The organism is Flavobacterium laiguense, assembly GCF_003097655.1.
GTDB classification, from domain to species: domain Bacteria; phylum Bacteroidota; class Bacteroidia; order Flavobacteriales; family Flavobacteriaceae; genus Flavobacterium; species Flavobacterium laiguense.
The window spans coordinates 52,819-68,883 of record NZ_QCZH01000014.1 but is presented as its reverse complement, the minus strand read 5'-3'; the positions used below and the strand labels follow the sequence as shown (position 1 = coordinate 68,883).

At 35.1% G+C, this 16,065-nt stretch carries 13 protein-coding genes and 1 tRNA gene; all 14 read left to right on the top strand.

Annotated features, from left to right (window positions below):
* Position 1 precedes the first annotated feature (1 nt).
* Entirely contained in the window at positions 2 to 349 is a 348-nt protein-coding gene (locus DB891_RS12150) for an FtsL-like putative cell division protein (protein ID WP_116763876.1), read from the top strand.
* The gene (locus DB891_RS12145; protein ID WP_116763847.1) at positions 340 to 2,343 is read left to right on the top strand and encodes a penicillin-binding protein; all 2,004 of its coding nucleotides are present in this window, start codon (positions 340 to 342) and stop codon (positions 2,341 to 2,343) included. The genes DB891_RS12150 and DB891_RS12145 overlap by 10 nt, the downstream gene beginning before the upstream one ends.
* Entirely contained in the window at positions 2,340 to 3,803 is a 1,464-nt protein-coding gene (locus DB891_RS12140) for a UDP-N-acetylmuramoyl-L-alanyl-D-glutamate--2,6-diaminopimelate ligase (RefSeq protein ID WP_116763846.1), read from the top strand. The genes DB891_RS12145 and DB891_RS12140 overlap by 4 nt, the downstream gene beginning before the upstream one ends.
* 6 nt (positions 3,804 to 3,809) lie before the next feature.
* Complete coding sequence (mraY, locus tag DB891_RS12135) at positions 3,810 to 5,039, top strand: phospho-N-acetylmuramoyl-pentapeptide-transferase (RefSeq protein ID WP_116763845.1); 1,230 nt, start codon at positions 3,810 to 3,812, stop codon at positions 5,037 to 5,039.
* Position 5,040: 1 nt separating this feature from the next.
* Positions 5,041 to 6,372 (top strand): UDP-N-acetylmuramoyl-L-alanine--D-glutamate ligase, encoded by a 1,332-nt coding sequence (murD, locus tag DB891_RS12130; RefSeq protein ID WP_116763844.1) that lies wholly within the window; start codon positions 5,041 to 5,043, stop codon positions 6,370 to 6,372.
* 95 nt (positions 6,373 to 6,467) lie between these two features.
* Entirely contained in the window at positions 6,468 to 7,784 is a 1,317-nt protein-coding gene (locus tag DB891_RS12125; protein WP_116763843.1) for an FtsW/RodA/SpoVE family cell cycle protein, read from the top strand.
* 82 nt (positions 7,785 to 7,866) lie between these two features.
* Positions 7,867 to 8,961, top strand: coding sequence for an undecaprenyldiphospho-muramoylpentapeptide beta-N-acetylglucosaminyltransferase (gene murG / locus DB891_RS12120; RefSeq protein ID WP_116763842.1), 1,095 nt, complete (start codon positions 7,867 to 7,869; stop codon positions 8,959 to 8,961).
* A 51-nt stretch (positions 8,962 to 9,012) separates the two neighbouring features.
* Positions 9,013 to 10,362 carry a UDP-N-acetylmuramate--L-alanine ligase gene (murC, locus tag DB891_RS12115; protein WP_116763841.1) on the top strand — a complete coding sequence of 450 codons (1,350 nt, stop codon included), beginning with the start codon at positions 9,013 to 9,015 and terminating at the stop codon, positions 10,360 to 10,362.
* On the top strand, positions 10,349 to 11,071 hold the full coding sequence (locus DB891_RS12110) for a cell division protein FtsQ/DivIB (protein ID WP_116763840.1): 723 nt from the start codon (positions 10,349 to 10,351) through the stop codon (positions 11,069 to 11,071). Before murC ends, DB891_RS12110 begins: the two co-directional genes overlap by 14 nt.
* Before the next feature lie 7 nt (positions 11,072 to 11,078).
* Positions 11,079 to 12,470, top strand: a complete 1,392-nt coding sequence (gene ftsA / locus DB891_RS12105; RefSeq protein ID WP_116763839.1) for a cell division protein FtsA — start codon at positions 11,079 to 11,081, stop codon at positions 12,468 to 12,470.
* Between the two features lie 99 nt (positions 12,471 to 12,569).
* Positions 12,570 to 14,531, top strand: coding sequence for a cell division protein FtsZ (ftsZ, locus tag DB891_RS12100; RefSeq protein WP_116763838.1), 1,962 nt, complete (start codon positions 12,570 to 12,572; stop codon positions 14,529 to 14,531).
* Positions 14,532 to 14,869: 338 nt separating this feature from the next.
* Positions 14,870 to 15,319 (top strand): GatB/YqeY domain-containing protein, encoded by a 450-nt coding sequence (locus DB891_RS12095; RefSeq protein ID WP_116763837.1) that lies wholly within the window; start codon positions 14,870 to 14,872, stop codon positions 15,317 to 15,319.
* A gap of 68 nt (positions 15,320 to 15,387) precedes the next feature.
* Positions 15,388 to 15,461: transfer RNA gene (locus DB891_RS12090), tRNA-Arg, on the top strand.
* Positions 15,462 to 15,560: 99 nt separating this feature from the next.
* Positions 15,561 to 15,989 carry a GlcG/HbpS family heme-binding protein gene (locus DB891_RS12085; protein WP_116763836.1) on the top strand — a complete coding sequence of 143 codons (429 nt, stop codon included), beginning with the start codon at positions 15,561 to 15,563 and terminating at the stop codon, positions 15,987 to 15,989.
* The last annotated feature ends 76 nt before the right edge of the window (positions 15,990 to 16,065 follow it).

Genomic DNA, 16,065 nt, shown 5'->3' with positions numbered 1-16,065 from the left:
AATGAAAGGTGGAATTTATAACATATTAAAAGCACAGTTTCTTATAGACGATAACGCTATTAAAAATTGGCGTTTTATTGCTTTTACGATTTTACTGGCTATACTAATGATTGCCAATACGCAACGTTACGAACAAAAAGTATTTAAGATTATTGAATTAACAAATCATGTTAAAGAATTGCGCTCTGAATTTGTAGACAAACGTTCTGAGTTAATGAAACTCAAAATGGAATCTACCGTTTCGGCCAAAATGGAAGGAAAACAAATTTTTCCATCAGCGGTACCGCCTGTTAAAATTGAAGTTAAAAAAGTAGAAGAGAAAAATTTCTTAGAAAGAATATGGCAGTAGAAGATAAACATATATCCTATAGAACTTATCTAGTCGCGATTGTTATCCTTATGATGGCGATGGCGATTGCTGTTAAATTGACCAATATTCAGTGGGTTGACGGGGATCATTATAGAGAATTAGCCAAACAAAGAACCGTTAAGAATTTTGTTATTCCTGCCAATAAAGGGAATATTTATTCGGCTGACGGGAGTCTTTTGGCGACTTCAATTCCAAATTATGCAATCCGTTTTGATGCTGTTGCCCCAAAAACGGAAACATTTGAAAAAAATGTAAAACTTTTGTCAGACTCACTGGGAAAGATGCTTAGAAAATCAAGCAGCTCAATTCAAAACGAATTGAGAAGAGCCAGAGTGAATAAAAATAGGTACTATTTGATTGCTAAAGATTTAAGTTATACCGAATATATGCAAATCAAAGGTTTTCCATTGTTTAATTTGGGTGCTTATAAAGGTGGAATTATTGTTGAGCAAAGAACAGTTCGTGAGCATCCAATTGGGAAAATAGCTGAGCGAACAATAGGTTATGAAAGAAAAATGCCTGAAGGATATTCTGATGGAAAAGGTATTGAGTGGGCATATAGTGAATACCTTAACGGTAAAGACGGTAAAATATTAAAACAAAAAATTGCCAAAGGGCAGTGGAAACCCATTCGCGATGCAAATGAAGTAGAACCTCAGGACGGTTATGATGTTATCTCAACAATAGATGTTTATATTCAAGATATTGCGCATCATGCTTTGTTAAAGCAATTAGAAGAATATGAAGCAGACCACGGATGTGTTGTAGTTATGGAAACTAAGACAGGACAAATAAAAGCGATTTCTAATTTAGGGAGAGCCAATGATGGCAGTTATTACGAAACTACCAATTATGCTTATGCTGAATCCCATGAACCAGGGTCGACTTTTAAGTTAGTTGATTTGATGGCAATATTGGAAGACAAAGTAGCAGATACGAGTACCGTTTATGATACTCATGGAGGTATAATTACTTATTCTGGTCGTAAGGTAAGGGATTCTCATGAAGGAGGTTATGGTAAAATATCTTTGGCACGTGGTTTTGAAGTTTCTTCGAATACGGTAATGGCTCAGGCGGTTTACAATGGCTATAAAAACAATCCGTCAAGATTTGTTAACCATATTAATAGTTATGGTTTGAATAAAAAATTGGGGCTTGCTTTTAAGGGTGAAGGAAAGCCTAAAATTCCGCAACCGAGCGATAAAAGTTGGTCTAATATTTCTCTCCCTTGGATGGCATTTGGATATGAGGTTTCGCTTACACCTTTGCAAACACTAACCTATTATAATGCTGTTGCAAATAATGGAGTAATGGTAAAACCACAATTGGTTACCGAAATTAAAGCGTGGAATAAAACCATTAAAAAATACAATACAGTAGTAATGAATCCAAGGATTTGTTCTCCTGAAACCATTTTGAAACTAAAAGCAGTTTTAGCCAATGTGGTTAAAAAAGGAACGGGGTCAAAATTATATTCTAAAGATTTTTCAATGGCAGGAAAAACAGGGACAGCCCAAGTAAATTATGGCAAAAATGGGGGGCAGGATAAACATTACGCGTCCTCTTTTGTAGGCTATTTTCCGGCAGATAATCCAAAGTATTCTTGTATTGTAGTGGTTCATAAACCCAATACAGCCAAAAATGATTATTATGGTGCAGACGTTGCTGGGCCGGTCTTTAAAAGAATTGCTCAAAAAATATTTACAGATACTCCCTCTACAAACGTGATTAAAAAATTAGACGGATCGATTCCAAAACAAGACAGGAATTACAATTCGTATTTTGCCCAAACACAAAAGGGACACCTATATGTTCCAAATGTAAAGGGAATGTCAGGGATGGATGCAGTTGCTTTGTTAGAAAACTTGGGAATGAAAGTAAAGGCGGTTGGTGTTGGTAAAGTAAAAAAACAGTCACTTCAAGCGGGTCAAAATATTGTAAAAAATTCAACTATACTATTGGAATTATCATGAGTATACTAAAAGACATATTATATAAAGTAGCTATAGAATCGGTAAACGGTTCTACAGAAATTGCTATAAACAAAATGGATTTCGATTCTCGAAAAATTGAAAAGAATGATGTTTTTATAGCGATTCGAGGAACTGTTTCAGATGGGCATAATTTTATAGAAAAAGCTATTGAACATGGAGCTTCGGCAGTTATTTGTGATACTTTACCAAAGGTTTTAGCTGCAGCCGTTACCTATGTGTGTGTAAAAGACACCAATCTTGCTCTAGCCTATATGGCTGCCAATTATTATGGTAATCCTTCAGATGGTTTAAAACTGGTGGGTATTACAGGAACCAATGGTAAAACAACAATTGCCTCTTTATTGTATCAATTATTTAAAAAAGCTGGATTCAAAGTTGGATTGTTATCTACAGTTAAGATTTTGGTTGATGATGTTGAATATAAAGCAACGCATACTACACCAGACTCTATTACCATAAATTATTTTCTGAAAGAAATGATTGCTGCTGGTGTTGAATATTGTTTTATGGAGGTAAGCTCTCATGGAATTCATCAAAAGAGAACCGAAGGATTGCATTTTGTAGGCGGAATTTTCACTAATTTATCCCACGATCATTTAGATTATCATCCCACTTTTGCTGAATACAGAGATGTGAAGAAATCTTTTTTCGATCAGTTGTCCAGTACTGCTTTTGCATTATCGAATATTGATGATAAAAATGGGCAAGTAATGCTGCAAAATACTTCAGCAAGAAAACGTACGTATGCCTTAAAATCATATGCCGATTTCAAAGCGCAAATTCTCGAAAATCAATTATCAGGTTTGTTGTTGAAGATTAATGGCAACGATGTTTGGGTAAAATTAATAGGGACTTTTAATGCATATAATCTTTTAGCCATTTACGGAACTGCAATAGAGTTAGGATTGGATGGATTAGAAGTACTTCGATTAATGTCTGAGTTGGAAAGTGTTTCTGGACGATTCCAGTATATTGTTTCTAATTCAAACATAACAGCAATTGTAGATTATGCCCATACACCAGATGCTCTGGAAAACGTTTTGAGCACCATCAACGATGTTCGTACAAAGAATGAGCAATTGATTACGGTTGTTGGTTGTGGTGGAAATAGAGATAAAGCAAAACGCCCAATCATGGCAAGTATTGCTTCGGATTTGAGTGATAAAGTGATTATTACTTCGGATAATCCTAGAGACGAGGAGCCAGAAGTAATTATTCAAGAAATGGAAAAAGGAGTTGCTGCTCAAAATTTCAAAAAAGTTTTGACGATTACCGATAGGTTGCAAGCGATTAAAGCGGCTTGCCAATTGGCACAACCCAATGATATTATATTGATTGCCGGAAAAGGGCATGAAACGTATCAAGAAATCAAAGGGGTACGTCATGATTTTGATGACATGAAAAATGTAAAAGAAATTTTAGATCAACTATTAAAATAAAATAATATGCTATACTACTTATTTCAATATTTAGACAAAGTAATGGATGTTCCTGGAACAGGGGTTTTTCAATATATTACTTTTAGATCTTCTTTGGCATTAATGTTATCCTTGTTATTGTCTACTATTTACGGAAAACGAATTATAGGTTTTTTAAGTAGACAGCAAGTAGGCGAAACTGTTCGTGAATTAGGATTGGCTGGACAAAACGAAAAAGCGGGTACGCCAACTATGGGGGGGATTATTATCATATTTGCGACTCTGGTTCCGGTAATGCTTTTTGCAAAATTGCATAATATTTATATTGTTTTATTGATCGTTACCACCTTATGGATGGGGACTATTGGTTTTATTGACGATTATATTAAAATTTTCAAGAAAGACAAACAAGGTCTTAAAGGAATTTTTAAAGTTTTCGGACAAGTTGGTCTAGGATTGATCGTAGGATCGGTATTGTATTTCAGTCCTGCGGTTACTGTAAGAACGGATACAGGAAATAGTGATGTTTTTAAGAATACTACGGAAACGGTTATAAAACAAGCTTCGGTTGAAGAGAAATCTACTGTGACGACCATTCCATTTTTTAAGAATAATGAGTTTGATTATGCCGAACTGTTAGCTTGGACTGGTAAAGGTTATGAAAAATGGGCTTGGCTGGTTTTTATTCCCATTGTTATTTTTATTATTACTGCAGTTTCAAATGGGGCTAACTTAACAGATGGTATCGATGGTCTGGCTGCCGGAACTTCTGCAGTGTCTGTTTTTGCACTCGCGATTTTCACCTTTGTTTCGGGTAATATTATATTTTCTAACTATTTAAATATAATGTATATACCCAATTCGGGGGAAATGACGGTTTTTATTGCTTCGTTTCTTGGAGCATTGATTGGATTTCTTTGGTACAACTCTTACCCAGCTTCTGTTTTTATGGGAGACACGGGAAGTTTAACCATCGGGGGGATAATAGCCGTTTTGGCAATTGCTGTCCGCAAAGAAATGCTAATTCCATTATTATGCGGAATCTTTTTGGTGGAAAATTTTTCTGTCGTTTTGCAAGTGAGTTATTTTAAATATACCAAAAAACGTTTTGGAGAAGGACGAAGAATTTTTCTGATGTCTCCGTTGCATCATCATTATCAAAAGAAAGGGTATCATGAAAGCAAAATTGTTACTCGATTTTGGGTTGTTGCAATCATGTTGGCCATATTGTCTATTGTTACACTAAAATTAAGATAGTATGAGGCTAGTAGTATTAGGAGGTGGAGAAAGCGGTGTTGGAACTGCTATTCTAGGAAAAAAACAAGGTTATGATGTTTTTGTTTCAGACTTTGGAAAAATCCAAGGAAGTTATAAAGAAGTTCTTATCATTAATGGAATTGCTTGGGAAGAGGGAAAACATACCGAAGAGCTGATATTGAATGCCGATGTGGTGATGAAAAGCCCTGGGATTCCAGACAAATCGCCAATAGTTAAGCAAATAAAGGAGAAAGGTGTTTCTGTGATTTCTGAAATTGAATTTGCAGCTCCATTTACAGAAGCTACTACCATTGGGATAACAGGAAGTAACGGTAAAACTACCACAACGATGTTAACCTATCATTTGCTGAAAGCAGCAGGATTGAATGTTGGGTTGGCAGGGAACATCGGGAAAAGTTTTGCTTGGCAAGTTGCAGAAAATAAGTATGATATTTATGTGATAGAGTTGAGCAGTTTTCAGCTTGATGGAATTATAAATTACAAGCCACATATAGCAATAATTACCAATATAAGCCCTGATCATTTAGATCGATACAATTATAAATATCAAAATTATATTGATTCGAAATTCAGGGTTACAATGAACCAAACCGAAGAAGATTTCCTTATCTATGATTACAATGATGAAGCTATAACAGAATGGTTAAATAAAAATAATACAAAAGCGAAATTAATTCCTTTTTCATTGACGGATGAATTCAACGAAGGGGCTTATATAAAAAACAACAAAATGGAAGTAAAGATCAATCACGAAGAGTTTGCAATGGATACAGAACATATTGCATTGGAAGGAAAACATAATCTAAAAAATGCTATGGCCGCAACTTCTGTTGCAAGAATTTTGCAAATAAGAAAGGAAACTATTCGTGAAAGTTTGTCTAATTTTCAAGGTGTTGAGCATCGTTTAGAAAAAGTGTTGAAAATTCAAAACGTTCAATATATCAATGATTCTAAAGCAACCAATGTGAATTCTGTGTTTTTTGCTTTAGATAGCATGACTACTCCAACAGTTTGGATAGTAGGTGGGGTAGACAAAGGGAATGATTATAATGAATTGATGTCTTTAGTTCGTGAGAAAGTAAAAGCGATTATTTGTTTGGGTGTTGATAATAAGAAGATTATTGATGTTTTTGGCGGTGTTGTTGACATGATGGTTGAAGTAGATAATATGACTGATGCCGTTCGTATGGCGCAACGTTTAACCGAAAAAGGAGACACGGTTTTATTGTCGCCAGCTTGTGCCAGTTTTGATTTGTTCGAAAGCTACGAGGATAGAGGAAGACAATTCAAACAAGCAGTAAAGAATTTGTAAATTAAAGTTTTTAGTCCCGATAGCTATCGAGATGGTTTTGATTTCTCAATGGAAGTTAAATCTAAATTCTAAACTCTAAATTCTAAAATTTAAAAATGAAAGAACTAGTTAACAAATTAAAAGGAGATAAAGGCATTTGGTCATTCGTGGCTTTATTGGCTATGTTTTCGTTTATGCCTGTTTTTAGTGCGAGTAGTAATTTGGCATACATCGGTCACGGAACCGGAAATACGTTAGGTTATTTGGTTAAACATTTTGCCCATATCTGTATCGGTTTTCTGATTATTTATTGGATTCATAATATACCGTATCATTATTTTAGGGCTATTTCAAAGGCGGGATTGCCTGTAGTTTGGCTTTTGTTGTTGTACACATTAGCAAAAGGAACAGCAATTGGCGGGGCTAATGCGAGTAGATGGATTCAAATTCCTTTTGTGGGATTGTCTTTTCAAACATCAACGCTTGCGTCTATCATTTTGTTTATTTTTGTGGCACGTTATTTGTCAAAAACCAGAGAAAACCCCATTACTTTTCAGTCTTCTTTATGGGAGCTTTGGACTCCTGTTTTTATAACATTAGCACTTATTTTACCAGCTAATTTTTCTACTACAGCTCTTATTTTTGCAATGGTAACCATGCTTGTTTTTGTTGGTAAATACCCGATGAAATATATAGGGGCCATTTTGGGTATGGGAATTGTGTTTCTAGCTTTTTTTGTGTTGCTTTCCAAGGCTTTTCCTGATTCTAAATTTTTCAGCAGAGTTGGTACTTGGGGTAGTCGTATAGAGAATTTTACAACTGACAAAGCCGATGAGGATGATTATCAAATAGAAAAAGCTAAAATAGCCATTGCCTCAGGTCAAATATATGGATTAGGGCCAGGCAAAAGCGTACAGAAGAATTTTTTACCCCAATCCTCTTCCGATTTTATTTATGCCATTATAGTTGAGGAATACGGATTGGTTGGCGGGTTAGGTGTATTGGTTTTGTATTTGCTTTTATTATTCCGTTTTGTGGTAGCCTCCCATAAAGCCAATACTCTTTTTGGGAAACTGGTCGTCATAGGGTTAGGGTTTCCGATGATTTTTCAAGCCATGATCAATATGGCGGTTGCGGTAGAGTTATTACCCGTTACGGGACAAACATTGCCATTGATAAGTAGTGGTGGTAGTTCTATTTGGATGACTTGCTTTGGACTCGGGATCATTTTGAGTGTGACTAAAAAAGAAGAAGAAATTGCACTAGAAAAACTAGAAAAAGAAAAAAGGGAAGAAGCACTACAAAAATTGATAGATCGAGAATTAGAAGCGGATCTTAATACTGACAAAGAATTAGATAAAGGCGAATTTGATTCAAGCAATTATTCTATAACGGATAATTCTAAAAATCCAATGAATGCTGTGCTGAAATAATCGGATTTGGCAATTAGTAATCGGAGTTCAAATTGTGAAATCTAGGTATTCAAAAAATAGAAACAACTTAGTAATTTTTAAGATGGCAAAACATAAATTCATATTAAGTGGAGGTGGAACAGGAGGTCATATCTATCCTGCAATTGCGATTGCAAACGAATTAAAATCTCGTTTTCCGGATTCGGAAATTTTGTTTGTTGGTGCCAAAGACAAAATGGAAATGCAAAAAGTACCACAAGCAGGGTACAAAATAAAAGGACTTTGGATTGCTGGTCTGCAAAGAAAATTAACGATTCAAAATGCAATGTTCCCTTTTAAATTATTGAATAGTTTATGGGAATCCAGAAAAATAATAAAAAAGTTCAAGCCAGATGTGGTTATAGGGACAGGTGGATTTGCAAGTGGTCCTTTGTTGAAAATGGCCAACACCATGAATATTCCAACAGTGATTCAAGAACAAAATTCTTATCCTGGAATTACCAATAAATTATTAAGTAAAAAAGCAAATGTCATTTGTGTGGCATATGATCATTTGGAACGTTTTTTTTCTAAGGAGAAAATGATTTTAACTGGTAACCCGGTTCGTCAAGATTTAATTGATATAGAAGGAAAGAGAGAAGAAGCGATTCAGTATTTTAAATTAGACAGAAACAAAAAAACACTTTTGGTATTAGGAGGAAGCCTTGGAGCAAGAAGGATTAATCAATTAATAGAAAAAGAATTGGATAAATTATTGTCACTGAATGTTCAGGTTATCTGGCAATGTGGGAAATTTTATTTAGAAGATTATAAAAGATATAATAAACATAATGTTCAAGTAGTGGCTTTTATTGAGAGAATGGATTTGGTTTATGCGGCTGCCGATGTAGTCGTTTCTAGAGCAGGTGCATCCTCGGTTTCGGAGTTGTGTATCGTTGGGAAACCGGTAATTTTTATTCCTTCTCCCAATGTTGCTGAGGATCATCAAACCAAAAATGCTCAAGCAATTGTGAATAAAAAAGGAGCTATTTTGCTTAAAGAATCACAACTGGATGAAGACTTTAGTTTAGTATTCGAATCGTTGATAAAAGATCCGGGAAAACAAGAACAGTTAAGTCAAAATATAAAGAAATTGGCTAAGCCAAAAGCAACCGAACAAATAGTTGATGAAATTGTGAAGTTGATTGAAAAAGAATAAAGAGAATAGTATAAAAAGGATAGACTGAAGAATCTTATAAAAAGAAAAGAAATGAACTTGAATCAAATAAAAAACGTCTATTTCATTGGTATTGGAGGCATCGGAATGAGTGCTTTGGCTCGTTATTTTAAGGCTATCGGAAAGCAGGTTTCGGGTTATGATAAAACGCCTTCGATTCTTACCAGTGAATTAATAGAAAGTGGAATTGACATTCACTTTGAAGATAGTATTGGATTGATTCCAAATGATTTTTATGTAGAAAACACTTTGGTTATTATTACCCCAGCAGTTCCTGTGTCTCATTCGGAATGGAATTTTTTCATAGAAAGGGATTATCAAGTGAAGAAAAGAGCCGAAGTTCTAGGGATAATTACAAAAGATACTTTTTGTTTCGCAGTTGCAGGAACCCACGGAAAAACTACAACTTCTAGTATTTTAGGCCATATTTTGTATGAAAGCGGGGCGGATGTTACAGCTTTTATCGGAGGAATTGTAGAGAATTATGATTCTAATTTAATCGGTATCGGAAAAACGGTTACTGTAGTTGAGGCCGATGAGTTTGACCGTTCCTTTTTACATTTACATCCCAATATTGCCTGTATCACATCAATGGATGCTGATCATTTGGATATTTACGGGACCAGTGAAGCTATTGAGGAGTCTTTTGTAGAATTTGCCAATAAAGTTGAAGATAAAAACAATCTGTTTATTACCAATGAATTACCTATTGATGGGGTGGTTTGTGCCGTAAATGAGGAGGCTGTTTATAAAGCTTTCAATGTAAGAATAGAAAACGGCAGTTACGTTTTTGATGTTAAAACTCCAAACGAATTAATTAAAGATTTGCGTTTTGGATTGCCAGGTAAGCATAATTTAATGAATGCTTTAATGGCACTGGCTATGGCAGTAACCTACGGCACCCCAACCGAGGTTATTGCGAAAGCTTTGTTGTCTTTCAAAGGAATTAGAAGACGATTTTCTTATCAAATAAGAGAAGAAAACCTAGTTTATATAGATGATTATGCACATCATCCTACCGAAATAAATGCAGTTCATCAAGCGGTTCGGGAATTGTATCCTGATCAAAAGGTATTGGCTATATTTCAACCCCATTTGTTTAGTAGAACCAGAGATTTCGCTGATAATTTTGCCAAAAGTTTATCGGCTTTTGATGAAGTGCTTTTATTGGATATTTATCCGGCACGAGAACTGCCAATGGAAGGTGTAAATTCACAATGGCTTATGGATAAAATGACCAACGAGCATAAAAAATTAATCACAAAAGAGGATTTGATTCCTACAATTTTGGCTAATGATGCTCGTGTTATTGTAACTATAGGTGCAGGTGATTTAGGAGAAATGGTTCCTTCAATTAAAAAAGCTTTATATGAAAATCTTTAATTGGAATAACGTACGATTATTGTTTATGTTTTTCTTGGTTATTTTTCTTTTTTCATTCACATCAAAAAGAAATTCCAAGAGAAAATTGACTAAATCCGCAGTAGTTTTTGAAGGTGAAAACGCTCTTTTTGTAAAGCAAGAATCGGTTAATAAATTGTTAATAGAAAATAATTCGAACGCTACAACCGTAAGAAAAGATAGGTTAGATTTGAATAAGCTAGAGCAAGTATTAAATGCTCAAGCTATGATCGAGAGGGCAGATGTGTTTGTAAGTATCGATGGAGTTCTAAAGGCGGTTGTAAAACAAAAGACACCTATAGCTAGAGTTTTTAATGACAAGGGCTCCTTCTATATTGATAGCGAGGGTAATATAATGCCATTGTCAGCCAATTTTACGGCTCGAGTTCCACTTGTTTCTGGGGAGATAAACAAGAAAAATAGCAAAGATTTATTTGAATTATTTAAGGTAATTTATGATGATGGGTTTCTGAAAAAAAACATTATTGGTATCAAAATTATGCCCAATGGTAGCTTATTAATGCTGAATAGAAACTATAATTTTCAAATTGATTTTGGAAATATGATAAATGTAGAGCGAAAATTTAAAAACTATAAAGCTTTTTTTCAAAAAGTAAGTTTAGATAGTTCGTTGCATAAATATAAAAAAATAGATCTGAGATTTACGGAACAAGTGGTTTGCACTAAATAAATAGAAAATGGAAAAAGAGAATATTGCGGTAGGTCTAGATATTGGGACGACTAAGATTGTTGCCATGATTGGCAAAAAGAATGAATACGGGAAGCTAGAAATTTTGGGTGTAGGAAAATCCAAAAGCTTAGGGGTAGCGAGAGGCGTTGTAAATAATATTACACAAACGATTCAATCAATACAACAAGCGATTCTTGAAGCCGAAAATAATTCGGGTTATAAAATTAAAGATGTTGTGGTTGGTATTGCTGGACAACACATCAGAAGTATTCAGCATAGTGATTACATCAGCAGAAGTAATCCAGAAGAAGTAATAGGCGGAAGTGATATTGATTTGTTGATCAATCAAGTTCATAAATTAGCCATGCTTCCGGGAGAAGAGATTATTCATGTTTTGCCTCAAGAATTTAAAATTGATGGTCAATCAGATATTAAAGAGCCGATAGGTATGTACGGCGGAAGACTGGAAAGTAGTTTTCATGTTGTAGTTGGACAAGCATCATCCATCAGGAATGTTGGCAGATGTATTCAAAGTTCAGGGATTGAATTGTCAGGATTGACATTAGAGCCGTTAGCTTCATCGGATGCCGTTTTGAGTCAAGAAGAAAAAGAAGCAGGTGTTGCCCTTATAGATATTGGAGGAGGAACCACAGATTTAGCTATTTTTAAAGATGGGATCATTCGCCATACTGCAGTTATTCCTTTTGGTGGAAATGTAATTACAGATGATATTAAAGAAGGATGTTCCATTATTGAAAAACAAGCCGAATTATTGAAAGTGAAATTTGGTTCAGCTTGGCCAGGAGAAAATAAAGACAATGAAATCGTTTCTATTCCAGGGTTAAGAGGTAGAGAGCCAAAAGAAATTTCATTAAAGAATCTGTCAAAAATAATTAATGCAAGAGTCGTAGAAATTATTGAGCAGGTTTTTACAGAAGTGAGAGCTTATGGTCATGAAGATCCTCGCAAAAAATTGATTGCAGGAATTGTTCTTACGGGTGGTGGAGCACAATTAAAGCACATTAAACAACTGGTAGAATACATTACCGGAATGGATACAAGAATTGGTTATCCAAACGAGCATTTAGCAGGTAACTCAGATGAAGAGATTTCAAGTCCTTTATATGCTACAGCGGTTGGATTAGTAATGAACAGTATCGAAAATAATACACAAAGCGCTGTAAGAATGCAAGCTATGGTTAGTCCTGAAAAAGTGACTTATTACAGGGAGCCAGTAATTGAGGCGATTGTGGAAGCAAAAGAAGAAGTATACGTGGAACCTGAAAAAGTGTTTCAACAAGATCATACCAAAGAAGAATCGACTGAAAACAAAATTAGAAGATCCTTTTTTGATAAATATGTGGATAAGATTAAAGATTTTTTGGATAACGCAGAATAAGTATTATCAAGAATAGAATAAGTTATCAGTTCTCCTTTTTGCCCCAAGCCAAGAGTAGTAAAAAAAATTAAAATTAATAAAATTTCAAAACCCCATATTATGTCAAGCAACTCAGAATTTGGAAGCATTTCATTTGATTTACCAAAAAATCAATCAAATGTAATAAAAGTTATCGGAGTAGGTGGAGGTGGTAGTAATGCCATTAACCACATGTTTAAACAAGGGATTAAAGGCGTTGATTTCATCGTCTGTAATACCGATTCCCAAGCACTGGATAATAGTTCTGTACCGAATAAAATTCAGCTAGGAGTTCATTTAACCGAAGGTCTTGGAGCTGGAGCAAACCCAGATGTAGGCCATCAATCCGCTATTGAAAGTGTTGCCGAAATTGAAAAAGTGTTGGATCGCAATACCAAAATGGTTTTTATTACTGCAGGAATGGGTGGTGGTACCGGAACTGGAGCCGCACCAGTGATTGCGCAATTGGCCAAAGAAAGAGATATTCTTACCGTTGGGATTGTGACTTTGCCATTCTTGTTCGAAGGGAAAGTGCGTCAAGAGCAAGCCCTTATCGGTATCGAAAAATTGCGTAAGCAAGTCGATTCATTGATTGTAATCAACAATAATAAATTAAGAGAAGTATATGGAAATCTTGGTTTCAAAGCTGGATTTTCAAAAGCGGATGAAGTTTTGGCAACGGCCTCTAGAGGTATTGCCGAAGTAATTACGCATCACTATACTCAAAATATCGATTTACGTGATGCTAAGACTGTATTGTATAATAGCGGAACGGCTATTATGGGATCTTCTGTTTCTTCTGGTGAAAATAGAGCCAAAGAAGGAATTGTTGCAGCCTTAGATTCTCCGCTTTTGAATGATAATAAAATTACTGGTGCCAAAAACGTTTTGTTGCTTATCGTTTCTGGAACTAATGAAATTACTATTGATGAAATTGCCGAAATCAACGAACACATTCAATCAGAGGCAGGTTCTAATGCCAACATTATCATGGGGGTTGGTGAAGATGAAACTCTTGGTGATTCGATTGCCGTAACCATTATTGCTACTGGTTTTGATGTAGAACAACAAAACGAAATCGTAAATGTTGAACCTAAAAAAATCATACATACATTAGAAGACGAACAAAGAGGGGTTTTTGATTTGTCGAATAATACAGTAGCCGGTTTTAATCTGAATAGTGAAGTAACAACAGCTAAAGATCAAGAAGTTGAAAGAATAGTTTTCGATTTAGTGGAAGATGAAGTTGCGATTCCGGAACCGGTAATTGCTTCGATTGACGACAATGAATTAATGGTTATGTCTGAGTTTATTAAAAATTTAGATGTTACTTTCGAAATTGTTTCTCCTATAAAAGACATTGATTTTGTTATTTCTAACCCAACAATAGAACAAGTTAGAGCCGTAAAAGCTGAATCAATACGTTTTGAAGAAAAACAAGAGCAAACTACTTTCTCTTTTGATATGCCTTTGCACAGAACAGAGCCAGTACAAGCGCCGGCTGCTGTGAAGCAAGTGGACGAGATTTTGTTTGAACTTACAAACGAAACTCGTGATATTAAAGTGGTACAGCCTGTACAATTTGTTCCAGTAACGGAATTGTCTGATAATGGAATAATAAAATATTCCCTTGAAGAGTATATGGAGGTAGAGAATGACTTTCTAGACAGTAAGCCAGCTGCAAAAGTGGTGGAGGAAGTGATTCCTGCAGAATTAAACATCACGATGAAACAAGTGGTGACTCCAGTTGAAGAGGCTCCAGTACTAGAAAACAATTCTCCTATTGATATGACAATAGAAGAAACTTTACGATTTAGAGCAGAAGAAAGAAGAAAAAAATTAAAAGACTTTAATTATAAGTTTCACGATAATGTATCTAGAGTAGATGAGTTGGAAAGAGAACCAGCTTACAAACGATTTGGTATTGATCTTTCGAGTTCACAAAATAACAACTCAAATTCAAGAATATCTGTTGGAACAGACAGTAACAATGATTTACAATTGCGTTCCAACAACTCCTATTTACATGACAATGTAGATTAACAACTCAAGCCATTTTTGAGATAGCCCGAAAATTCAATTTAATTTTCGGGTTATTTTTTGTGTTAAAAGCAGGGAGTATGGAGTTTGTTAATGCGAGTAAAATTTTCTAAATTTGTCGGGCCTTATCCAGCTGTACATTGGAAGCTTTTTGTCGCAACTATTTTTTTCTAAGAACAAGAAAGAGCTCCTTTTAGTCGCTTTTCTAGTTCAAGAAAAAATAGAGTTCCTCTCAAAAAGGCTTTCCATTTCTCCCGAAGCGTCGGGACTGGGGCAGTCACAGAGATTCGTTTTCAGAGAGACAATCTAAAATCTAAAATTTTAAATCTAAAATACAGAATATGAGTTTATCAATACAAATCATGGACGAAATCAAAACCGCCATGAGAGCCAAAGATACAGTAGCATTAGAAGCCTTAAGAGCTATAAAATCTGAAATTTTATTGGCGCAAACAGCCTCAGGTTCAAAAGAAGAAATCTCGGCAGATGACGAGATTAAATTACTTCAAAAATTGGTTAAAACTCGTAAGGATAGTGCCAAAATATTTACTGAGCAAAATCGTTTGGATTTGGCTGAACCAGAATTGGCACAAATTGCCGTAATCGAAAAATTCTTGCCAGCTCAATTAAGTGAAGCTGAAGTAGAAGTTGTGATCGCTAAAATCATTACCGAAACAGGAGCGTCAGGAATTGCATCTATGGGTAAAGTAATGGGATTGGCAGCTGCTCAACTAGGAGGAACAGCCGAAGGAAAAACCATTTCTACTATCGTGAAGAAATTATTGACATAAAAAAGACTATTGATTGCAGATTTTAAATCTAAAATCTGCAATCTTATATCTACAATCTAAAATCAACTGACTGCGTAGTTCAACTGGATAGAATATCAGATTTCGACTCTGAGGGTTGCAGGTTCGAACCCTGCCGTGGTCACAACTTAAGCAAGCTAATTCAGCTTGCTTTTTTTATAAATAAGCGTTTAAAATAGGTTTCTGTTGAAATAATAAATTGAGAACTGTTAAATTTAGAAAAATGAATATTACCTTAGAACAAGCTGAAAAAATAATTGCTGGAGCAAAACAGAAAGCAGTTGAATTAAATACTAAAATGAATATTGCTATAGTAGATGCAGGAACCAATATTTTAGCGTTTGCACGTATGGATGGAGCATTATTGGGTGCGGCGGATATCTCAATTCGAAAAGCAAAAACAGCTTGTCTGTTTCAAAAAAATACGGGGGTTTTAGGAACACTTTCCCAACCGGGTGGTCCTTTGTATCATATCGAACATTCTAATGGAGGTTTGATTACTTTTCCAGGAGGAATTCCTATTAGAAATAATGAGGATATAGTCATTGGGGCTATTGGAGTAAGTGGTAGTTCCGTAGATAACGATCATGCAGTTGCCGAGGCTGGGATTGAAGCTCTTTTAGTACGGGATAAATTACTGAAACAAGAATAGTATTGGCTGATGTACTAAGTTCAAAATTGTTTTGTTAACACATTTTTAAAAACAAGTAAGTATAAAATATTTTAAG